The sequence below is a fragment of the Pseudomonas sp. SWRI50 genome (genome assembly GCF_014269095.1).
In the GTDB taxonomy this organism is placed as follows: Bacteria; Pseudomonadota; Gammaproteobacteria; order Pseudomonadales; family Pseudomonadaceae; genus Aquipseudomonas; species Aquipseudomonas kermanshahensis.
On the sequence record NZ_JABWRW010000019.1, the window covers coordinates 44,783 to 66,290 of the forward strand.

Below are 21,508 nucleotides of genomic sequence, written 5' to 3' on the forward strand. Positions count from 1 at the left end.
CCGGGAAAAATCCCAGGGCTTTCGAAGATGGCGCACTCGGCGGGATTCGAACCCACGACCCCTGCCTTCGGAGGGCAGTACTCTATCCAGCTGAGCTACGAGTGCAACGCGCACGCATGATACCCATCTGTTTCGGTTGCGTCCATCGCCTTGATCTGTAGCTGTTTTTACCCGCGCTTTGGGCATAACGCCTGTAGGAGCAGCCTTGTGCTGCGAAGAGGCCAGTGGCAGCAACGCAGACGTGTGCTGTTATCGCCGGCCTCTTCGCAGCACAAGGCTGCTCCTACCGGCCATCAGAGTGCGATGAGCTCGGGCCGCAGCCCTTCTACCCGGCGAACCACGGGTGGTAGGTAACCGCCGGCACCGGTAATTTGGTGCAGCACCTTCTCGCGCAGCCCATGCAGCGCCACGCCTGTGCGCAGGCGCGGGTGTGGCAGGTCGATTTCGACCACCGACTTGATCCGCCCCGGGCGCGGTTCCAGCACGACCACCCGGTCGGCCAGGTAGGTGGCCTCTTCGGCGTCGTGGGTCACCAGCAGGGTGGTGATGCCGGCTCGTTCCCGAATGGCTAGCAGCTCATCCTGCAGTTGCTGGCGGGTCAGCGCATCGAGCGCGCCGAAGGGCTCGTCAAGCAACAGGATCCGTGGGCTGGCCACCAGCCCGCGGGCGATCGCCACGCGCTGGGCCATGCCGCCGGAAAGCTGGTGCGGGTAAGCCGACTCGAACCCGCTAAGGCCGACCAGCAGCACAAATTCATGCACGCGCCGGGCGCGCTCACCCTGGGTCAGCTGTTCGTTGACCAGCCCTAGGGCGATGTTCTGCTCCACCGTCAGCCAGGGGAACAGGCGGTGTTCCTGAAACACGATGCCGCGTTCGCCACCGATGCCACTGACCGCGCTCCCGTCGACGCGGATGCTGCCGCTGTAGTCGGTGTCGAGCCCCACCAGCAGGCGCAGCAGGGTGGATTTGCCACAGCCAGACGCACCGACGATGGCGATGAATTCGCCTTCGTTGATCGACAGGTTGAAATCGTGAATGGCCTCCAACGGTTGGCCATCGACGCGGAATACCTTACCGACCCCCTCGAAGCTGACCAATGGCGGGGTAACGTCGGGTTGATTGGCCGCAGGCAGGTGCGAGGTGTTGAAGGCGTTCATGCGGTTCTCCAGCGCGTGGCGCGCGATTCGAGGCGTTGTCCGAGGGTGCCGAGCAGGGCGCCGACCAGGCCGATCAGGACCATGGCGGCCATCACCTGGTCCATGCGGAACAGCTGTTGGGCGCCGATCATCAGGCTGGCGATGCCGCCGTCAGAAGGCATGAAGTATTCGGCGCCGATGGTGCCCAGCCAGGCATAGATCAGCGACAGGCGCAGGCCAGCGAAAATCGCCGGGGCAGCGCCGGGCAGCACCAACCGGCGCAAGCGTTGCCACAGGCTCAGGCGCAAGGTGCGGGCGGCCTCGCCCAGTTGAGGCGACAGCCCGGCGATACCGCGCTGGGTGGCGATCAGCAACGGGAAGAACGCCGCCAGGGCCACGAACACAGTCTTGGCGCCTTCGCCCAGGCCGAACCAGGCCGTAAGCAGTGGCACCCAGGCAAACAGCGCCACTTGGCGCACGGCCGTCAGGCTCGGGCCGAACACGCGCTCGGCGCGGTGCGAAAGCCCCAGCAGCAGGCCAACCAGCAAACCCGCGCCACCGCCCAGCACCAGGCCGGTCAAGGTGCGTTGCAGGCTCAGCAGCAACGCCTGTGGCAGCGTGCCGTCCGCCAGCCCGCTGAACAGGGTGTGCAGCACGCCCAGCGGTGACGTGAGGATGTTCTGGTCAACCCAGCCCACGGTGCTGGTGGCCTGCCACAGCGCCAGCAGTGCAATCGGCAGCAGTAGGCTTTGCCAACCTTTTGGGATCGGGCCGCGCTGCTGCTCGCCGGTTGCGGGTTGCGGCCAGAACAGCAGGCGTTTCTCCAGGCGCGAGAAGCCTTGCTCCATGAGCGCCCCAACCAGGCCGATCACCAGGATGCAGAGCAGCACCAGGTCGAGCATGAACAACTGCCGGCCCCACACCATCAGGTAGCCGATGCCCTCGCTGGAGGCCAGCAGCTCCACGGCCAGCAACGACGTCCAGCCGGTAGCCAGGGCCAGGCGTACGCCCGTGAGGAAGGCGGGCAGGGCGGCGGGCAACAGCAGCCGCAGGAACAACAGGTGACGTGGCAAACGCAACGCCGCTGCAGCTTCACGCAGCTTGGGTTGGGCATCGCGCACGCCGACCAGGGTGTGCAGGGTGACCGGCACCACCACGGCTTTGACCAGCACCACCAGCTTCAGCAACTCGCCGATGCCGAAAAACAGCATGAACAGCGGAATCCAGGCCAGGGTGGGAATTTGCGCCAGCGCGACGAAGGTGGGCAGCACCAGCGTCTGTGCCCGCCGCGACGACCCCAGCCAGGTGCCCAGCAGCAACCCGCTGACAATCCCGACCGCCAAGCCCCAGAACAGCCGCTGCACACTTATCCACAGGTGCCCCCAAAGCTCCCCGGAGCCAAACTCCAGCGCGCTCTCCCATACCCGCGAAGGCGCCGGCAGAATCTGCTCGCTCATCCAGTGTTGCCGGCTGGCGACCACCCACAACACCGCGATCAACAGCGGCAATACCCAAGAAAGGTACGCAGCCCTCTGGTAGGAGCGGCCTTGCGTCGCGAAAGGGCCGCGAAGCGGCCCCCGAAGCCACCCCCAACTCCTGTTCAGAATTCCATTCATCGGCATCTCTCGAACGAAGCGTTGTTATCTTATGCACTAATGGAATTAAAAATTCATAAGTGCGCATTTCAAGAGATAAGAGCATGCAACCCTTGCATGCGCAAACCCCTTACCGTTGCGTTTTCCTCATATTTTCCATGCGTTCCCCGCAAGCCCCCCGCAGGCCCGCATAACGCCTGATTTATGCCTTTTGGTTACTAAAAAATGAAGTTTTGATCTTTGGAGGTTCTAACCAGACCTGCCTAGCTTCTGGCCAAAGCGCCGGCCTTCGTCGGTGGCAGCCTGCCAAGGAGCCTTGCCATGAAAACCCCACTACGCCACCTGATCACCGCCCTTGGGCTGGTCTTCACCCTCAACGCCCACGCTGCCGAGTCAGCCAAGCCAGAGAGCATCCGCATCGCCGTGCCGGACTTGAGCGCTGGCAGCAAACACAGCGCCGGGGGCGTGGTCGATGTGCTGCGCGACCAGCAATTGCTGGAGAAAGAATTTGCCAAGGACGGCATCCGCATCGATTGGCACTTCTTCAAGGGCGCAGGGCCGGTGGTGAACGAGGCCCTGGCCAATGGACAAGCCGACTTTGCCTACCTGGGGGACCTGGCTGCGATCGTCGGCAAGGCCAATGGCTTGGATACCCGCGTGCTGTCGGCCGGCGTGCGGGGGGTGAAAAGCTACCTGGGGGTGGTGCCGGGGTCCGGCATCAAGACCCTGCACGACCTCAAGGGCAAGCGTGTGGCGGTGTTCCGCGGCACTGCCAACCAGCTGTCGTTTGCCAGTGCGCTGGCCAGCCAGGGGCTATCCGAGCGTGACCTGAAGGTGATCAACCTCGACTTCAACGCTGCCAACGCCGCAATCGCCGCCAAGCAGATCGATGCCACCTGGGGCCTGTCGAACCTGCTGTCGCTGCGTGAACGTGGGCTGGTCGAGCTACCCGTCAATTCCCGCGACCTGCAAGGCGCCGGCAGCACCCAAGCGGTCTTGCTGGGCACCGGCGAATTCATCCGCCAGCACCCAGACCTGGTGCAGCGCCTGGTCAATGCCCAGGAGCAGGCTACCGCGTGGCTGCGTGACGAACACAACCGCGACGCCTATGTCGACCTGGTGGCAAGCAACGCCAGCTGGCCGCGCAGCATCCTCAGCGATGACTTGGCGAAGGAAAACCTCGCGCATTATTTCGACCCACGCCTGGACGCTGATTTTCTGGCCCAACTGCAGCAGGGCGTCGACCTGGCCGCCAAAGAGCGCCTGATCCGCCGTGGCTTCCAAGTTGCCGACTGGGTTGAACCACGCTTTCTCGACGCCGCACTGCAACAGCAACAGGCCGTTCAGGCCGCCCGCTAACCCTTTGAACCGACAATAACCGCAAGGACCACGACCATGAGCAATGCCGCCCTGGCCACCGCGCCACTCGCCCTTGAACTCGACATCCATCCGGTTGCCGGCCGTATCGGCGCCGAGATCCGCGGGTTGAAACTTTCTGCCGACCTGGATGCCGCCACGATCGATGCCATACAGGCGGCCTTGGTCGAGCACAAAGTGATCTTCTTCCGTGGCCAGACCCACCTGGACGACCAGAGCCAGGAAGGCTTCGCCAAGTTGCTGGGCGAGCCGGTCGCCCACCCCACCGTGCCGGTGGTCGATGGCACCAGCTACCTGCTCCAACTTGATGGTGCCGAAGGCCAGCGGGCCAACTCCTGGCACACCGACGTGACCTTCGTCGATGCCTACCCCAAGGCGTCCATCCTGCGCAGCGTGGTGGCGCCGGCGTCTGGTGGGGATACCGTGTGGGCCAATACCGCAGCGGCGTACCAGGAGCTGCCCGAGCCACTGCGCGAGCTGGCCGACAAGTTGTGGGCGGTGCACAGCAACGAATACGACTACGCGTCCCTCAAGCCTGACGTCGACCCGGCCAAGCTGGAGCGTTATCGCCAGGTGTTCACCTCGACGGTGTACGAGACCGAGCATCCGGTCGTGCGCGTGCACCCGGTCAGCGGTGAGCGGGCGCTGCAGTTGGGGCACTTCGTGAAGCGCATCAAGGGTTATTCGCTGGCCGATTCGCAGCACCTGTTCGCCGTGCTGCAGGGGCATGTCACGCGTTTGGAAAACACCGTGCGCTGGCGCTGGCAAGCGGGGGATGTGGCGATCTGGGATAACCGCGCGACGCAGCATTACGCGGTGGATGACTATGGCACCCAGCCGCGTGTGGTTCGGCGGGTGACGTTGGCGGGTGAGGTGCCGGTGGGGGTGGATGGGCAACTGAGCCGCACAACCCGTAAAGGCTAAGTACTGCCCAGCCTGTGGGAGCAGCCTGGTGCCGCGAAGAGGCCGGTGCTGCCATGCTTTTTACGTTTGGCATGCACCGGCCTCTTCGCAGCACAAGGCTGTTCCTACACACAGCGGGCGATAGGGTTGTTCATAGGTCGGTATCACAGGCAATCAACTGCCTGACCAACCCCTGCGCCAACGGCGACAACCCATACCCCACCCGGCTCACCACCCCATAGCGGGTATAAAACGCTTCTTCGTGCTCCGGCGCCAAGTCCGAAAGCTTCAGCGCCACCAGCCCCCCGTCACGTTGATACGGCCGCAGGTTGGCATTGCAGGCAATGCCGATGGTGTCCGAATGCATCACCACATTCAGTAACGCATAGCCATGTTCGCATTCCACCGTGGGCAGAAAATCCTGCCGCCCGCTGAGGTCGCTGAGGACCTTGCGGATGTTCGGCGGGCGAAAGGTGGTGGCCAGTGGGTACTCGAACAGGTCCCGCGCCTGCACTGCTTGCCGCGTGGTCAGCGGGTGCCCAGCGCGGCAGCAGAAGTGCCAGCGCTGCGGGGCCAGCTTGTGCACGCGGTAATCCGGGTCTGACTCGAACTGGCGCGTGTCGGCGACGAAAAACTCGATCTCTTCGGCGATCAGCTTGCGGTTCAACGCCTGCCAGTTATCCACCTGAAAACACGTGCGCGCCGCTGGGTATTCGGCGACGAAGCGCGCCACTGCCCGCGGCACCAAGCCCCCCGCTGGCGCAGGGCCGGAGCCGAAGCGCACCACGCCGGTGGTGGCGCCGTTGAACTGGTGAATTTCATTGACCAGGTTGTGCGCCCCGTGCACCAGCCGCCGTGAATGCTCCAACACCAGCAAACCCTGGCGGGTGGGGGCCAGCTCTTTGCTGGCGCGGTCCACCAGGCGGCAGCCGATGTTGTGCTCGAGGGTCTGGATGCTGCGGCTGAAGGCCGATTGCGACAGGTTCACCGCAGCGGCCGCGGCCACGAAACTGCGGTGTTCGACCAGGGCAATGTAATGGCGCAGCTGACGGAGATCGATATGCATTTTCTACATTAAAACCTTCGGTCAAATGCAATTGCTGATAAGGGTGAGTCCCCTTATAAAGGCTGTTACTTATTCCACTAAATATGAATTGCAAATATTTATATCACTTAAAAGAATATAAGCCCGACTGACCGCGATTCGGTTCCGCCAACGGAAATGCTCGCTCAGGGCCCATGCCTCAAGGAGCATCAGCATGTCCCGAGTTTCCCGTTGGCCCGCGCGCGCATCGCGGTTCACCCTGCAACCCTTGGCCGCTGGCGTGTTGCTGGCGGCATCCACTGGCAGCTTTGCCGAAGCGCCTGTCAGCACCGCACCTGCCGTGGAGCAGGAGGCCAAGCTTGGCACCGTTACCGTCAACGCCCGCCGTCGCGAAGAAACCGCACAGAGCGTGCCCACGCCGATCAGCGTGCTGAACAGCGAAACCCTGGAAACCCAGCGCATCTACCGCGTGCAGGATTTGCAACAGTTGGTGCCCAGCACCAACGTCGCCTATGTGCATGCCCGTCAATCGAGCATCTCGATCCGTGGCCTGGGCAACAACCCGGCCAGTGATGGCCTGGAAGGCAGCGTCGGCATCTACTTGGACAACGTCTACCTCGGTCGCCCCGGCATGGCCGTGTTCGACCTGCTGGATGTCGAGCAACTGGAGGTGCTGCGCGGCCCTCAAGGCACGTTGTTCGGCAAGAACACCACCGCCGGTGTGCTCAACATCACCACGCGCAAGCCGACCTTCCACCGCGAGGGCAGCGTTCAGCAGTCGATTGGCGAAGATGGCTACCTGCAGACCCAGGGCAGCTTCTCCGGGCCGATCAGCGACACCCTGGCCGGGCGCATCAGTGCCTACCGCACCGAAGACGATGGCTACGTGAAGAACATCCACAACGGTGACGACCTCAACGGCGGTAAGCGCCAGGGTTTTCGCACCCAATTGCTGTTCAAGCCCAGCGAAACCTTCAACCTGCGCTGGATCGGCGAGTACAACGAAGAAGATTCCAACAACGGCATCCTCAGCCTGTATAGCACCGGCCCGACCATCAACGGCGTCAACCGCTACGAGAGCCTGGCTGCCCAGGCCGGCGCGACGCTGGTGTCGGGCAAGGACCGCAAGGTCAATTTCGATGCCGATCAGCAGGTGACGGTGTTCCAGGGTGGCACTTCGGTCGAGGCCAACTGGACCTTGCCCAACGACTTCACCCTCACCTCGATCACCGCCTACCGTTGGTGGGACTTTACCCCGCGCAACGACGATGGCCTCAACGTGCCGGTGTTCTACAGCGCTGGTGTGTCGGTGCGCGACAAGCAGTATTCGCAGGAGATTCGCCTGGCTTCGCCGACCGGTGGCGCCTTCGACTATGTGCTGGGCGCGTACTACTTCAAGCAGGACCTGGACAATAAGTCCTTCACCTATTACGGCCCTCAGGCAGACATCTGGAACATCACCCCGGCGGGCGCCCTGAACAACGTCAACACCCTCGGTGATGGCCACATCGACACCGACAGCTATGCGCTGTTCGCCCAGGGCACCTGGCACCTTACCGACCGCCTGGACTTCACCGCCGGTGTGCGCGGCACTTACGAGGAGAAAAGCGCCTGGGTGACCCGTGATGCGCCCACGGGTGGCGCGGCGGTCACCGGCGCCGCAGCGGCGGCGCGCCAGGGCCGGGTGGGGGCCTACGACTCGGGGGATCTCAACCAGTACAGCTTCAGCCCCTCTGGCCTGCTGGGCCTGAGTTACCGCTTCAACGACCAGGTACTGGGTTACGCCACCCTGACCCATGGCGAGAAATCCGGGGGTATCAACCTTACCGTCGGCGCCGCGCCGCGCTTGGGCACTGACTCGCTGCTGGTCGGCACCGAGCGGGTCAACAACGCCGAAATCGGGGTCAAGAGCACGCTGCTGGATGATCGCCTGCAGCTCAACGCCAACCTGTTCTGGGCCGAAGTGCATGGCTACCAGGCCAACGTGTATGACGAGGCCAACCGCGTGCAGTACCTGGCCAACGCGGGGCGTGTGCGTTCGCGTGGCCTGGAGTTCGAGGCCACGGCATTGCCGGTGCGCGGCCTCACGGTCAACTTCAACGGCTCGTGGAACGACGTGCGCTACACCGAGTACGACGATGCGCCATGCCCGCCCGAAGTCAGCCTGGCCAATGCCACCGCCACCTGCGACCTGTCGGGCCATCAGGTGGTCGGCGCCTCCAAGTACATCGCCAACCTCAACGCCCAGTACAAGTGGCAGCTGGCCGAGCGCGTCGAGCCCTACGTCACCGCCAGCTACGCCTTCCGTTCCAAGGCGGTGGGCACCATCGACGACTCTGATTTCGGCCAGATCCCCAGCTATGCGCTGGTCAACCTCTCCACCGGCGTACGCCTGGACCAGGGCGACGGCGTGCTCGACCTGTCGCTGTGGGTGAAAAATGCCGGCGACAAGACCTACTTCACCAGCCTGTGGAACTCCGCCAACGGTGGCTATGCCGGGGTACTCGGCACCCCTCGCACCTTCGGCGCTACCGCCCGTTACGACTTCTGAGCACAAGGAGCTTTGCCATGAATGCTAAAACCGAAACCCCTGCATTGCCTGAAGGCGCCTGCCTCACAGCCAAGGTCCCCGGGCCTGATGAGGCGCTGTTGGGTGACGTGGTGGTCAACCCTTACCGCCTGGCACCGCTGACGGCCATCATCCGCGATGGCGGGCGTACGCTGAGTGCGGCCCATGTGCGCGTGCTGGGCCGCGGCGAGCGGGGCGTAGACATCGCCTACGAGGTGTCGGACCGCTCGCTGTGGACCTATGGCGGCATCCCGGTGTTCGGGTTGTACCCCGACTACGTCAACCAGGTTGAAGTGACCTACAAACTCGATGGCGAGCGCATCCGCGAGCGTTATCAGGTCTATGCGCCGGCAGTGCGCCTGCCGGTGGTGGCGAAGCAGACTGCGGCGTTGCCAGAGGTCGAACCCATCAAGGTAGCGCCCGGCTTCGAAAACCGCCTTTACCTGTTCAACCACCTGCAGGGGGATATCCCGGGCGGCCGCGCCTTCAAGTGGAATGCCCTGGGCGGTGCAGCCGAGTGGGACCAAGTGGGCAACAACTGGATCGCCGACAGTAATGGCGACGTGCGCTGGTACCTGGATATCGAGCAGATTCACGATTCCAACCGCCGGGACGGCCTGGGCGGCACCATGGGCTTCCAGCAGACCCGTGACGGCAAGCTGATCTGGGGCCAGGGCCAGACTTACTCCAAATACGACCTGCTTGGCCGGCGCATCTGGCAACGCGGCCTGCCGGACAAGTTTGCCGACTTCTCCCACGAAATCCGCGAGACCGCCAACGGCACCTACCTGTTGCGGGTCGGTACCAGCGACTATCGCCGGCCAGACGGCAAGCGCGTGCGCTCGATCCGTGACCACATCATCGAGGTGAGCGAAGCGGGTGATGTGTTGGACTTCTGGGACCTGAACCAGATCCTCGACCCGTACCGCGGCGACCTGCTGGAAACCCTTGGCAAGGCGGCGATCCAGTTGCCCGACGGCGTGCAAAAGCACGAAGACCGGCTGGCCAACGAACTGGCCGAAGGCGACCTGCCGTTCGGTGACACCCCAGGCGTTGGCACCGGGCGCAACTGGGCGCACGTCAATGCCATCGACTACGACGCAGATGACGACAGCATCATCGTTTCAGCACGCCATCAAGGCGTGGTGAAGATCGGCCGTGACAAAGCCGTGAAGTGGATTCTCGCCTCGCCGCAGGGGTGGCCGCAGCGCTTGCAGGATAAGGTGCTGACGCCGGTGCAGAGCGAAGGCTTCGATTGGTCCTGGACCCAGCACACCGCCTGGCTCACGGGCAAAGGCACGCTGACCGTGTTCGACAACGGCTGGGGGCGCGATTTTGCCCCAACCAAGCTGGCCGGTAACTACAGCCGCGCGGTGGAGTACAAGATCGACGAGGCCAAGGGCACGGTCGAGCAGGTGTGGGAGTACGGCAAAGCGCGCGGTGACGAATGGTACAGCCCGGTGACCTCGGTGGTGGCCTACCGGCCCGAGACCGATACCCAGTTCATCTATTCGGCCTCGGTGAATTTCCTCACCCCAGAGAAGCTGACTACCACCGTGCTCAATGAGGTGCGCCGCGGGACGCAGGAGGTGCTGGTGGAACTGAAGGTGCACAGCAGGCAGCCGGGCAGTGTCGGGTATCGGGCGCTGGTGATAGACCTGGGCAAGGCGTTCTGAGGTTTGATCGTTTCTTGATCAAGGGGTGTGGCTTTCATGCGCCAGCCTTGGATTTTGAGGTGGGGCGCAAATCGAGCGCCGCCCGCGCGGCGCTTCGCGGGGCAAGTCGGACCGCCGCACCGCCGCTCCCACATCTGTTTCGGGCCAGTGAGACCTGTGGCATTTGCGCGCGACCACCTTGTTTGTACGACGCGATATTGAGACGGGCGCCAAGGGGCCGCGCGCCAATCCTTCGGGATAACTGGCCCGAAACAGATGTGGGAGCGGGCTTGCCCCGCGAAGCGCCGCGCGGGCGGCGCTCGATCTCATAGGCGCTGAAAATCTCACGCCAAACACTCCCCCTTTCACATTTCTTTCAGCCCGATCGTCTACCCTGTACCGGCCCTTTTGCGGGCGATTTCGGATAGGCTGTTCAACCATTCGTTCTTTTTTTCGAACAGCCTATTGTCCTACACCCCAGCAGCCGCTTAGCATTCGTTTGAGATTTCAAACGCTCGATGCCCTGCTTTGGGCGCTTTTCAACAATCAACAATTCGGGAAGCCGACATGCAGCTCAAAGACGCTCAGTTGTTCCGCCAGCAAGCCTATATCAATGGTGAGTGGCTGGATGCGGACAATGGCCAGACCATCAAGGTGACCAACCCGGCCACCGGCGAAGTCATCGGTACCGTGCCGAAGATGGGCACCGCGGAAACCCGCCGCGCCATCGAAGCCGCCGACAAGGCCCTGCCGGCCTGGCGCGCCCTGACCGCCAAAGAGCGTTCGGCCAAGCTGCGTCGCTGGTTCGAACTGATGATCGAGAACCAGGACGACCTGGCTCGCCTGATGACCACCGAGCAAGGCAAGCCACTGGCCGAAGCCAAAGGCGAAATCGCCTACGCCGCCTCGTTCATCGAGTGGTTCGCCGAAGAAGCCAAGCGCGTCTACGGTGACACCATCCCAGGCCACCAGCCTGACAAGCGCCTGATCGTCATCAAGCAGCCAATCGGCGTTACCGCGGCCATCACCCCGTGGAACTTCCCGGCGGCCATGATCACCCGTAAAGCCGGCCCGGCCCTGGCCGCTGGCTGCACCATGGTGCTCAAGCCTGCTTCGCAGACCCCGTACTCCGCTCTGGCCCTGGTCGAGCTGGCTCACCGTGCCGGCATCCCGGCTGGTGTGCTGAGCGTCGTCACCGGCAGCGCTGGCGAAGTCGGCGGCGAGCTGACTGGCAACTCCCTGGTTCGCAAACTGTCCTTCACCGGCTCGACCGAAATCGGTCGCCAGCTGATGCAAGAATGCGCCAAGGACATCAAGAAGGTTTCCCTGGAGCTGGGCGGCAACGCGCCGTTCATCGTGTTCGACGACGCTGACCTGGACAAGGCAGTCGAAGGCGCGATCATCTCCAAGTACCGCAACAACGGCCAGACCTGCGTCTGCGCCAACCGTATCTACGTGCAGGACGGCGTCTACGACGCGTTCGCCGAGAAGCTGGCTGCTGCAGTGGCCAAGCTGAAGATCGGTAACGGTCTGGAAGACGGCACCACCACTGGCCCGCTGATCGACGGCAAAGCTGTCGCCAAGGTTCAGGAACACATCGAAGACGCGGTCGCCAAAGGCGCTAAGGTGCTGGCCGGTGGCAAGCTGATCGAAGGCAACTTCTTCGAGCCGACCATTCTGGTCAACGTGCCGAAGACCGCTGCTGTCGCCAAGGAAGAGACCTTCGGCCCACTGGCGCCGCTGTTCCGCTTCCAGGACGAAGCCGAAGTCATCGCCATGTCCAACGACACCGAGTTCGGCCTGGCTTCGTACTTCTATGCCCGTGACATGAGCCGTGTGTTCCGTGTTGCCGAAGCGCTGGAATACGGCATGGTTGGCATCAACACCGGCCTGATTTCCAACGAAGTCGCACCGTTTGGCGGTATCAAGGCTTCGGGCCTGGGCCGCGAAGGTTCCAAATACGGTATCGAGGACTACCTCGAAATCAAATACCTGTGCATCAGCGTCTGATCACCGGTTAAAAGGCTTTACCTCTGCCAGCGGGGCGCGAGAGCGACGTCTCGCTGGCCTTTTTTACATGCAGTACCTGGTGGCCAGGGCGTTCACGGCAGTCGATCAACGAATACTGTGCGCGAGCACTCCCAGCCACCCCCGAATAAAAGCGCCATTCTGATCGGCGCAATGAGGGCATTATGAGCAAGACCAACGAATCCTTGATGCAACGCCGTGTAGCCGCCGTCCCACGTGGCGTCGGCCAAATCCACCCGATCTTCGTAGACACCGCGAAGAACTCGACGGTGATCGACGTTGAAGGCCGCGAACTGATCGACTTCGCGGGCGGCATCGCAGTACTGAACACCGGCCACCTGCACCCGAAAGTGGTCGCAGCCGTTCAAGAGCAGCTGACCAAAGTCAGCCACACCTGCTTCCAGGTGCTGGCCTACGAACCCTACGTAGAGCTGTGCGAAAAGATCAACAAGCTGGTCCCAGGCGACTTCGACAAGAAGACCCTGCTGGTCACCACCGGCTCCGAAGCCGTTGAAAACGCCGTCAAGATTGCCCGTGCCGCCACTGGCCGCGCTGGCGTGATCGCCTTCACCGGCGCCTACCACGGCCGTACCATGATGACCCTGGGCCTGACCGGCAAGGTCGTGCCGTACTCCGCTGGCATGGGCCTGATGCCAGGCGGCATCTTCCGCGCACTGTTCCCGAACGAACTGCACGGTGTGAGCGTCGACGACGCCATCGCCTCGGTCGAGCGCATCTTCAAGAACGATGCCGAGCCTAAGGACATCGCCGCGATCATCCTCGAGCCCGTACAAGGCGAAGGCGGCTTCCTGCCAGCGCCGAAAGAGCTGATGCAGCGCCTGCGCGCCCTGTGCGACCAGCACGGCATCCTGCTGATCGCCGACGAAGTACAGACTGGCGCTGGCCGTACTGGCACCTTCTTCGCCATGGAACAGATGGGCGTTGCGCCTGACCTGACCACCTTCGCCAAATCCATCGCTGGCGGCTTCCCGCTGGCCGGTGTGTGCGGCAAGGCCGAGTACATGGATGCCATCGCACCAGGCGGCCTGGGTGGCACCTACGCCGGTTCGCCGATCGCTTGCGCCGCGGCCCTGGCCGTGATCGAAGTGTTCGAAGAAGAAAAACTGCTGGACCGCAGCAAGGCTGTTGGTGAGCACCTGGTGACTGGCCTGCGCAAGATCCAGGAAAAGAACCCAATCATCGGTGACATCCGTGGTCTGGGCTCGATGATTGCCGTCGAAGTCTTCGAGAAAGGCACTCACACCCCGAATGCTGCTGCCGTTGGCCAAGTGGTTGCCAAGGCACGTGACAAGGGTCTGATCCTGCTGTCCTGCGGCACCTACGGCAACGTCCTGCGTATTCTGGTCCCGCTGACCGCCGAAGACGCACTGCTGGACAAAGGCCTGGCGATCATCGAAGAGTGCTTCGCCGAACTCGCCTAATGTGACACGCTTCAGAAAAAACCCGCCTCGGCGGGTTTTTTTTGTGCCCAGAAAACGTGATGGACGCTATCGTTGACGCAGGACTTGCCTTGGAAGCTGCGACGGATTGCGTGTCAGGGATATTCAGGAGTTGGCCATGAGCGCTGTAGACCCCACCCCACCTTGCGTACTGATTGTCGAGGGCGACCCGTGGGTGCGTGACATGCTCAAGGAGATGCTGCTCAGCGTGCGTTGCGACGCCCGTCTGCAGGTCTGCGCCGACGGCTCGCAGGCGCTGAGCGCGCTGTCGAGCAAGCCCGACCTGATCATCGCTGCGCGTGAGCTGGCCGGCGTCGATGGCCTCGACCTGCTGCGCAAGGTTCGCGCTAAGGGCCCGGGGTTGCCGTTCATTCTTATGAGCAACCGCAGCGACAGTGCCAGCGTGCGCGAAGCGTTGCCCCTGCACCCCACCGCTTACCTGAGTAAGCCACTGAACCTGGACAACCTGCGCAAGCGCCTGGAAGAACTCCTGCTGGCCGTTGGCGAAGAAATCGCCTGCCCGGTGCCGCCTTTGCAGCCGGGTGCCAGCCTGGCCGGTTACCTCGAGCAGCGCCGCGCAACGGCCGATGGCGGGCCGCTGCTGGCCGATGTGCAGGTGGCGATCAAGCGCGCGCTGAACCCTCAGGGCCTGAACCTCAAGGTGCTTGAAGAGGAAGTGCGCAACGACCCGCAGGTTACCGCAGTGCTCATCGCCGCCGCCAACAGCGCCGCCCTGCACCGCGACGCGCCCGTGCAAACGTTGCTGCAGGCGTTGAACAAGCTTGGCAGCACCCAGAGCATGAACCTCATCCTGGGCATGACCCTCAAACGCAGCGCACGGCTGAGCGACCCCTTGCTGGCGCAGCACGCGGCGCACTTCTGGAACCTCTCGCTGCACTGCGCTGAATACGGCCGCAGCCTGGCGCGTATGTTGGAGCTGGATGAAGGGCGTTGTTACTGCGCCGGGCTGTTGCATTGCCTGGGCGACCTGGCAGTGCTGCGCTGCCTGCAAGAGTGGCGCCTGGCCGGTGGTGAGTTGGACGAGGGCACGGTCCGCAAGTCGCTCGATGAATACGGCGCGGCATTCGGTTCGGCACTGCGCACGCGCTGGCGCTTGCCACTGGCACTGCGTGAACTGATTGCGGCCATCTACCAACTGGGCGGTGGCGTGTATTCGCGGGAGATCCTCGCGATGAACCTGGCCGGGCAATTGTCACGGCTGCCGGCTGAGCATGGGTTGGAGCAGGTTGCCAGTAACAAGACTGCGCGGCTGCTCAAGCTCGGCTTGGCGGAGCTGGGCCGGTTGCGCAAAGTGGAGAAGCCGCAGGACGAAGCCTCCATCTGACATCACGTGCGATTCTTGTAGGAGCGGCCTTGCGTCGCGAAAGGGCTGCGACGCAGCCCCGGCAATATCGGCGGCGAAGCTGAAAGCCTGGGGCCGCTACGCGCCCCTTTCGCGACGCAAGGCCGCTCCTACAAATCGTGCATGGCCTGTGTTGAGTTCAGCCCCGCACAATCTGATTCTTCCCCTGCCGCTTGGCCCGATACATCGCCGCATCGGCGCGGGCGAACAGGCTGTCCAGCGACTCATCCTCATCCGTCAACGCCGTCAGCCCCTGGCTCACGGTCACCCCGTAGATGTGCTCGTCGTGGCTGAAGCTCAGCCGTTGGATCTCTCGCTGCAAACGCTCGGCGATCTGCTCGGCCACTTGTGCATTACAGCCTGGGAACACAGCCGCAAACTCCTCGCCACCAATACGTCCAAACTGGTCCCCTCGGCGTAGCACGGCTTTGCCGCTGTCGGCGATGCGCTGCAGCACCTGGTCGCCTTCCTGGTGCCCGTAGCTGTCATTGATCTGTTTGAAATCGTCGATGTCCAGCAGCAGGAAGGCCAGTGGCGTGCCGTCCTCGCGGGCGCTGTCGAAGGCCTGCTGGGCACATTCGAAGAAGTGCCGGCGGTTGCTGCTCTGGGTCAGCACGTCGGTGGTGGCCAGGCGATGCAGTTCGCCTTCGAGTTGCTTCTTTTCGGTGATGTCTTCGGCGATACCGACAACGATGACCCGCTGTTCGCCCTCGCGGTGCTGGTTGATGTAGCACTTGTCACTCAGCCAGCGTACCTGGCCTTCGGCATTGAGGATGCGGTACTCGCGGTCTTCCACCGCGCCTTTGAGCAGCACTTGGGCCAGGCTGCGCTCGGCGTACTCCAGGTCGTCGGGGTAGATGCTGTCGCGCCACTCGTTGTAGTCGGCCAGCACCAGGCTGATCGGGCGGCCAAAGATACGTTCGTACGCCGGGCTGACGTAGAGCACCTGGCGGGCTTCCCAGTCAAAGGCCCAGAGCACGGCATTGACGCTGTCCAGCAACGAACTGAAGAGTTGTTCGCGTTCACTCAGGCGGGCGACTTCGCCTTGGGCGTGCAGCAGGGCCAGCAAGGTCTTGGCGGCTTCTGGAGGTGGGGGGCCGGGCAGGGAAGTAGGAATGTTCTTGGCCATGTGCACGAGCGAGTCTCGACAAGTGAGCGTGCGGGCAGCATCAGGCCCGCCACGCGGGCGATGTGCCGAGTTGGAGTGGTGGGCAGGGGGGGAAGTTCCAGGCGGCACGCCCTGCCAGCAGGGCGTGCCGATCAACGGCGGTCAGGCGCCGGTTGGGCGCAGGGAGTAGGTTTTCAGTTGTGCGGCGAAGTCGTGCAGGGCATGGATGCCGCTGGCTTCGGCCTCGTGCACCCAGTCCTTCATGGCCGCGAGCATGTCGTGGCCATTGGCGCTGGTGCGTGCCCAGATTTGCTGCAGGGCCAGGCGTTTTTCGTAAATGACCTTGAGGGCCTGGCTATGCGCGAGCAGCGTCTCGATGCGCACGTGGTGGCGGTCTTCCAACAGGCTGGTCTCCCGCGACAGCAGGCGCTTGGCGCGGCGGAAACGGTGGCGCATCGACGCGTCGACCTTGGCCAACTCTTGCTGCACCAGCGGGCCGATCACCAGCTTGCGGTACTGGGCCATGATCTGGAAGCGGTTGTTAAGGATCGCCATGGCAGTGTCCATGTCCAGGTTGGCCTTGCCTTCGACCCTGTGGGCGATCGGCGCCACACGCTGCACCTTGGCCAGGCGCAGGAAGCAGAACAGGCGTATCCAGGCCCAGCCCATGTCGAATTCCCAGCGTTTTACCGACAGCTTGGCCGAGTTGGGGTAGGTGTGGTGGTTGTTGTGCAGCTCTTCGCCACCGATGACGATGCCCCACGGCACCAGGTTGGTGGCGGCGTCCCGGCATTCGAAATTGCGGTAGCCGACGGCATGGCCCAGGCCATTGACCACGCCAGCGGCCCAGAACGGAATCCACATCATCTGCACCGCCCAGATGGTGATGCCAATAGTGCCGAACAGCAGCAAGTCGATCACCGCCAGCAGGGCAATGCCGCCCAGCTTGTACCGCGAGTAGAGGTTGCGCTCGATCCAGTCGTCCGGGCAGTTCTTGCCATAGATGCGCAGGGTTTCGGGGTTGCGTGCCTCTTCGCGGTAGAGCTCGGCGCCTTTGCGCAGGACCGTGCTCAAACCCTTGTGCACCGGGCTGTGCGGGTCGTCCGGGGTTTCGCACTTGGCGTGGTGCTTGCGGTGGACGGCGGTCCACTCGCGGGTGTTCTGCGCCGTGGTCAGCCACAGCCAGAAACGGAAGAAGTGCTTGAGCGCGCCGTTGAGCTCCAAAGCCCGGTGCGCGGAGTAGCGATGCAGGTAAACCGTGACGCTGACGATGGTCACATGGGTCATCAACAAAGTGATGCCGACCAGTTGCCAGGCCGACAAGTCGAGCAGGCCGTTGTACCACATAGGTGTTAAAACCCTCGAGAACACAGGGGAAGGGTCTGATTATCCCTTGGCAGGGAAATAAAACCAGTCACCCTTTCAGATAGGACGTCACGACATGTTTCACCCTTTATAATGCGCGCTCTTCGTTCATGGGCTATTCCACCCGACATGTCTGTTTCCGTTCGCGACGCCTTGCGCATGGCTGCGCTCTATGTGGTGCTGTCGATCCTCTGGCTGGTGCTGGCGGAGATGCTCCTGCATGGTATGACTGACGACCCGCTGGCACTGACGGTGGGGCGGCAGATCAATGTGGTGATTTGGGTCTTGTTCAGCGCGGTGCTGATTTTCGTGTCGCGGGCACGGCTGCTCAATTTCATCGGCATTGGCGCGCGCCTGCGCTGCGAAGACCGCGAGCGGCTGCGCATGGCGGCGGCGGTGTTCGACAGTACCCTCGAAGGGGTGCTGGTGACTGACCGCCAAGGCCTGATCGTGCACGTCAACCGCGCCTTCATGCGTATCACCGGCTACCAGCAGGACGAGGTCATTGGCCAGCGCCCGAACAAATTCAAGTCGGGCCGCCATGGCGCGTCGTTCTATCAGCAGATCTTTGCCACCCTGGCCAAAAAGGGCGAATGGAGCGGCGAGATCTGGAACCGCCGCAAAAGCGGCGAGATCTACCCGCAATGGCAGACGATCTGCGCCATACGCGATGACGCTGGCGAGCTGAGCCATTACGTGGCGGTTTTCAGCGACATCAGTGCGATCAAGCATACCGAGCAGGAATTGGCCTACCTGGCCCATCACGACCCGCTGACCGGCCTGCCCAACCGCCTGCTGTTCACCGACCGCGTCGAGCAGGCGCTGGTGACGGCGCAAGCCAACAAACGCGGTTGCGGTTTGCTGCTGCTCGACCTGGACCATTTCCAGAGCATCAACGACGGCCTTGGCCACACCATCGGCGATCAGTTGCTCAAGCTGGTGGGCGAGCGCCTGGGCGAGGTGGTGGGCAATGGGGTGACCCTGGCGCGGCTGGGGGGGGACGAGTTCGGTGTACTGGCCGAGAACTGCCAGCAAGTCGGCCAGGCGGGCAAGCTGGCGCAACGCATCATCGAGCGTATGCGCGAGCCGTTCGTGTTTGATGGCCATCGCCTGTTCATCAGTGTCAGCGTCGGCATCAGCCTGTTCCCCAGCGATGCGCTGGGTACCGAGCAGCTGCTGCGCAATGCCGACGCGGCACTGTTCAAGGCCAAGAGCAGCGGGCGCGCCTGTTATGCGCTGTACACCGAAGAGCTGACCGCGCACGCCCAGCACCGGGTAGAAACCGCGGGCGAGCTGCGCCGTGCCTTGGAGCAGGATGAACTGCGGGTGTACTTCCAGCCGGTGCATGACCTGGCCACGGCCGAGCGGGTAGGGGTCGAGGCCCTGGTGCGCTGGGCGCACCCCCAGCGCGGCCTGGTGCCGCCGAGCGAGTTCATACCGATCGCCGAGCGCACCGGGTTGATTGCCGAAATCGACACTTGGGTGCTGCGTCAGGCTTGCCTGCAGATGGTGCAGTGGCAGCGCGAAGGCCGGCAGCTGGCGTTCGTCGCGGTGAATATCTCAAGCCGTCTGTTTGGCCAGCACGCGTTGTATCGGCAGGTGGCCGAAGTGCTGCACGAAACCGGCCTGGCCCCGGCGATGTTGGAGCTGGAAGTCACCGAGAGTGCGGTGATGGAAGACCCCGAAGTGGCGCTGGAGCAGCTGCATCGCCTGCGTGAACTGGGTGTGACGCTGGCGATCGACGACTTCGGCACGGGGTATTCGTCGTTGCTGCGGCTCAAGCGTTTGCCGGTGCAGAAGCTGAAGATCGATCAGGGCTTTGTCGCGGGCCTGCCTCATGACGATGACGACATCGCGATCGTGCGGGTGATCATTGCCCTGGCCCGCAGCATGGGCATGCAAGTGCATGCCGAGGGCATCGAGCAGCAAGAGCAGGCCAGCTTCCTGCTGCAGGAGCAGTGCCAGCTGGGCCAGGGTTACTGGTTCGGCCGGCCGGTGCCGGCTCAAGACCTAGATTGGGCGTGATGGGGGCGCCTGTGAGATCCTGGGGCTGCTTCGCATCCCATTCGCGACGCTAGGCCGCTCCTACAAGAACCGCGCCGCCTATTGAAGCAGCCTTGCCGGGGCGCCGCACCGGCAGGAAAAGGGCCCCTAACAACTCACCGCTTGTTCAACCCCTTCGCCAGCCGATCCCCACCCAGTTGAATCAACGCCACCAACGCCACCAGCATGGCGATTACGGTCAGCATGATCTGGCTGTCGAAGCGCTGGTACCCATACCGGTAGGCAATGTCGCCCAGCCCACCGGCGCCAATCGCCCCGGCCATGGCTGACGAGTTGATCAAGGTCACCAGGGTAATGGTGAACCCCCCGACGATGCCGGGGAGCGCCTCGGGCAGCAGCACATGCCAGACGATGTGCCAGCGACGGCAGCCCATGGCTTGCGCCGCTTCCACCAGGCCGTGGTCCACTTCGCGCAAGCTCACCTCGGCAATCCGGGCAAAGAAGGGGGTGGCGGCGATGGTCAGCGGCACCACGGCCGCCCACACACCATAGGTGGTGCCTACCACCAGGCGGGTGAAGGGGATCAGCGCGACCATCAGGATCAGAAACGGGATTGAGCGGAACAGGTTGACGAACGCGCCCAGCACCCGGTTCAGCAGCGGTGCCTCGAAGATCCCGCCCTTGTCGCTGGTGACCAGCAGCACCGCCATCGGTACACCGACCAACAGCGCGATCAGCGACGACACGCCGACCATCAGCAGGGTGTCGAGCAAGCCTTCAAGCAGGCGATCAAACCACATGGCCCAGTACCTCCACGTCTTCGGCCCAACGGCGGGCACGCTCCAACAATTGGTGGGTGTCGTGTGGCGAATGCTGCACCGACAGGATCAACTGCCCAAGGGCATGCTCACCGATGGTTTCAACGCCACCTTGCAGCAGGCGCACACGGCCGCCGAGGTCGGTGAACAGGGCAGAAAGCTCCGGCTCGCCGAGCAAGGTCAGCTTGAGCACCACGGCGCTGTCGCGGCTCTGCGGGCTGGCCTTGAGGCTGGCCTGCAAAGTCGCGGGCAGCTTGGCCTGCAAGGGTGCGAGCAAGGTCCGCGTGACTTCATGGCGCGGTGTGCCGAATACCCGCCAGACTTCCCCTTGCTCGACCACTTCGCCGCGCTCCAGCACCACCACGCGGTGGCAGATATCGCGGATTACCGCCATTTCATGGGTGATCAGCACGATGGTCAGGCCCAGGCGCTGGTTGATGTCACGTAGCAGTTCAAGGATCGAGGCCGTGGTTTCAGGGTCGAGTGCCGAGGTGGCCTCGTCGCACAAGAGAATCTCGGGGTCGTGCACCAGCGCCCGGGCGATGCCGACGCGTTGCTTTTGCCCGCCCGACAACTGCGCGGGGTAGACGTGGTGCTTTTCCTGCAGGCCGACCAGCTCCAGCAGTGCGCGCACCTTGCGCTGGCGCTCGGCCTTGGGCACGCCGGCCACTTTCAGTGGCAGCTCGACGTTCTGCCACACGGTCTTGGCCGACATCAGGTTGAAGTGCTGGAAGATCATGCCGATGCGCCGGCGCAGCGCAACCAAGCGGTCCTCGTCGAAGGGCGCGATGTCCACCTGGTCGATCAGCACGCGGCCCTGGCTGGGTTGTTCCAGGCGGTTGATGGTACGCAGCAGCGACGACTTGCCGGCGCCGCTGCGGCCGATGATGCCGAAGATCTCGCCATGGCGGATGTTCAGGTCGATGCCTTGCAAGGCAGGCTGAGCCTGGCCAGGGTAGGTCTTGCCGAGGCCGATGAAGCGCACGTGGGCTTCGTTGACCTCTGGGCGCAGGGCCTGTTCCTTGGCCGTTGGCGGCAATGGTTGGGGTGTCGGCGCCCTGAGCGCGCTGGCCTGGCTCATG

The 21,508-nt window shown here is 63.4% G+C and carries 15 protein-coding genes and 1 tRNA gene; 8 read left to right on the top strand and 8 right to left on the bottom strand.

Annotation, left to right across the window (positions count from 1 at the left end):
* Nucleotides 1–28: 28 nt before the first annotated feature.
* The 3 genes from HU750_RS19235 to HU750_RS19245 form a co-directional block, all read right to left on the bottom strand.
* Nucleotides 29–105: transfer RNA gene (locus HU750_RS19235), tRNA-Arg, on the bottom strand.
* Between the two features lie 188 nt (nt 106–293).
* Nucleotides 294–1,157 (bottom strand): ABC transporter ATP-binding protein, encoded by an 864-nt coding sequence (locus tag HU750_RS19240; protein ID WP_186681826.1) that lies wholly within the window; start codon nt 1,155–1,157, stop codon nt 294–296.
* The gene (locus HU750_RS19245; RefSeq protein ID WP_273029417.1) at nt 1,154–2,752 is read right to left on the bottom strand and encodes an ABC transporter permease; all 1,599 of its coding nucleotides are present in this window, start codon (nt 2,750–2,752) and stop codon (nt 1,154–1,156) included. The genes HU750_RS19240 and HU750_RS19245 overlap by 4 nt, the downstream gene beginning before the upstream one ends.
* Nucleotides 2,753–3,052: 300 nt before the next feature.
* Here HU750_RS19245 and HU750_RS19250 point away from each other — a divergent pair, with 300 nt between their 5' ends.
* Nucleotides 3,053–4,090 (top strand): ABC transporter substrate-binding protein, encoded by a 1,038-nt coding sequence (locus tag HU750_RS19250; RefSeq protein WP_186681830.1) that lies wholly within the window; start codon nt 3,053–3,055, stop codon nt 4,088–4,090.
* Between the two features lie 36 nt (nt 4,091–4,126).
* The gene (locus HU750_RS19255; protein WP_186681832.1) at nt 4,127–5,032 is read left to right on the top strand and encodes a TauD/TfdA dioxygenase family protein; all 906 of its coding nucleotides are present in this window, start codon (nt 4,127–4,129) and stop codon (nt 5,030–5,032) included.
* A gap of 130 nt (nt 5,033–5,162) precedes the next feature.
* Here the strand turns inward: HU750_RS19255 and HU750_RS19260 are convergent, their stop codons facing one another.
* The gene (locus HU750_RS19260) at nt 5,163–6,077 is read right to left on the bottom strand and encodes a LysR family transcriptional regulator (protein ID WP_027595151.1); all 915 of its coding nucleotides are present in this window, start codon (nt 6,075–6,077) and stop codon (nt 5,163–5,165) included.
* 193 nt (nt 6,078–6,270) lie between these two features.
* Here HU750_RS19260 and HU750_RS19265 point away from each other — a divergent pair, with 193 nt between their 5' ends.
* The 5 genes from HU750_RS19265 (at nt 6,271) to HU750_RS19285 (ending at nt 15,113) form a co-directional block, all read left to right on the top strand.
* Nucleotides 6,271–8,607, top strand: a complete 2,337-nt coding sequence (locus HU750_RS19265; protein WP_099428053.1) for a TonB-dependent receptor — start codon at nt 6,271–6,273, stop codon at nt 8,605–8,607.
* 17 nt (nt 8,608–8,624) lie between these two features.
* Nucleotides 8,625–10,301 carry an aryl-sulfate sulfotransferase gene (locus HU750_RS19270; protein WP_186681834.1) on the top strand — a complete coding sequence of 559 codons (1,677 nt, stop codon included), beginning with the start codon at nt 8,625–8,627 and terminating at the stop codon, nt 10,299–10,301.
* 546 nt (nt 10,302–10,847) lie between these two features.
* Nucleotides 10,848–12,290: an NADP-dependent succinate-semialdehyde dehydrogenase gene (gene gabD, locus HU750_RS19275; protein ID WP_027595154.1), complete on the top strand. Its 1,443-nt coding sequence runs from the start codon at nt 10,848–10,850 to the stop codon at nt 12,288–12,290.
* A 182-nt stretch (nt 12,291–12,472) separates the two neighbouring features.
* Complete coding sequence (gene gabT, locus HU750_RS19280; protein ID WP_027595155.1) at nt 12,473–13,750, top strand: 4-aminobutyrate--2-oxoglutarate transaminase; 1,278 nt, start codon at nt 12,473–12,475, stop codon at nt 13,748–13,750.
* 136 nt (nt 13,751–13,886) lie between these two features.
* Complete coding sequence (locus HU750_RS19285) at nt 13,887–15,113, top strand: response regulator (RefSeq protein WP_186681837.1); 1,227 nt, start codon at nt 13,887–13,889, stop codon at nt 15,111–15,113.
* Nucleotides 15,114–15,270: 157 nt separating this feature from the next.
* On the opposite strand, the gene HU750_RS19290 is transcribed toward HU750_RS19285, so the two are convergent.
* Entirely contained in the window at nt 15,271–16,260 is a 990-nt protein-coding gene (locus HU750_RS19290; RefSeq protein WP_186681839.1) for a GGDEF domain-containing protein, read from the bottom strand.
* A 141-nt stretch (nt 16,261–16,401) separates the two neighbouring features.
* Nucleotides 16,402–17,586, bottom strand: coding sequence for a delta-9 fatty acid desaturase DesA (gene desA / locus HU750_RS19295; RefSeq protein ID WP_085273883.1), 1,185 nt, complete (start codon nt 17,584–17,586; stop codon nt 16,402–16,404).
* 147 nt (nt 17,587–17,733) lie between these two features.
* On the opposite strand from desA, the gene dibA reads away from it, so the two are divergent.
* The gene (gene dibA / locus HU750_RS19300) at nt 17,734–19,629 is read left to right on the top strand and encodes a phosphodiesterase DibA (protein ID WP_186681841.1); all 1,896 of its coding nucleotides are present in this window, start codon (nt 17,734–17,736) and stop codon (nt 19,627–19,629) included.
* A 134-nt stretch (nt 19,630–19,763) separates the two neighbouring features.
* On the opposite strand, the gene HU750_RS19305 is transcribed toward dibA, so the two are convergent.
* Nucleotides 19,764–20,408 (bottom strand): methionine ABC transporter permease, encoded by a 645-nt coding sequence (locus HU750_RS19305; RefSeq protein WP_008096606.1) that lies wholly within the window; start codon nt 20,406–20,408, stop codon nt 19,764–19,766.
* Nucleotides 20,398–21,507: a methionine ABC transporter ATP-binding protein gene (locus HU750_RS19310; RefSeq protein WP_085273880.1), complete on the bottom strand. Its 1,110-nt coding sequence runs from the start codon at nt 21,505–21,507 to the stop codon at nt 20,398–20,400. Before HU750_RS19310 ends, HU750_RS19305 begins: the two co-directional genes overlap by 11 nt.
* Nucleotide 21,508: the final 1 nt, after the last annotated feature.

Coding starts and splice junctions, on each gene's coding strand:
- gabD (WP_027595154.1), top strand. CDS start 10,848: ATGCAGCTCAAAGACGCTCAGTTGTTCCGCCAGCAAGCCTATATCAAT.
- HU750_RS19260 (WP_027595151.1), bottom strand. CDS start 6,077: ATGCATATCGATCTCCGTCAGCTGCGCCATTACATTGCCCTGGTCGAA.
- desA (WP_085273883.1), bottom strand. CDS start 17,586: ATGTGGTACAACGGCCTGCTCGACTTGTCGGCCTGGCAACTGGTCGGC.
- HU750_RS19240 (WP_186681826.1), bottom strand. CDS start 1,157: ATGAACGCCTTCAACACCTCGCACCTGCCTGCGGCCAATCAACCCGAC.
- HU750_RS19290 (WP_186681839.1), bottom strand. CDS start 16,260: ATGGCCAAGAACATTCCTACTTCCCTGCCCGGCCCCCCACCTCCAGAA.
- HU750_RS19270 (WP_186681834.1), top strand. CDS start 8,625: ATGAATGCTAAAACCGAAACCCCTGCATTGCCTGAAGGCGCCTGCCTC.
- HU750_RS19255 (WP_186681832.1), top strand. CDS start 4,127: ATGAGCAATGCCGCCCTGGCCACCGCGCCACTCGCCCTTGAACTCGAC.
- HU750_RS19310 (WP_085273880.1), bottom strand. CDS start 21,507: ATGAGCCAGGCCAGCGCGCTCAGGGCGCCGACACCCCAACCATTGCCG.
- HU750_RS19265 (WP_099428053.1), top strand. CDS start 6,271: ATGTCCCGAGTTTCCCGTTGGCCCGCGCGCGCATCGCGGTTCACCCTG.
- HU750_RS19245 (WP_273029417.1), bottom strand. CDS start 2,752: ATGAATGGAATTCTGAACAGGAGTTGGGGGTGGCTTCGGGGGCCGCTT.
- gabT (WP_027595155.1), top strand. CDS start 12,473: ATGAGCAAGACCAACGAATCCTTGATGCAACGCCGTGTAGCCGCCGTC.
- HU750_RS19305 (WP_008096606.1), bottom strand. CDS start 20,408: ATGTGGTTTGATCGCCTGCTTGAAGGCTTGCTCGACACCCTGCTGATG.
- HU750_RS19285 (WP_186681837.1), top strand. CDS start 13,887: ATGAGCGCTGTAGACCCCACCCCACCTTGCGTACTGATTGTCGAGGGC.
- HU750_RS19250 (WP_186681830.1), top strand. CDS start 3,053: ATGAAAACCCCACTACGCCACCTGATCACCGCCCTTGGGCTGGTCTTC.
- dibA (WP_186681841.1), top strand. CDS start 17,734: ATGTCTGTTTCCGTTCGCGACGCCTTGCGCATGGCTGCGCTCTATGTG.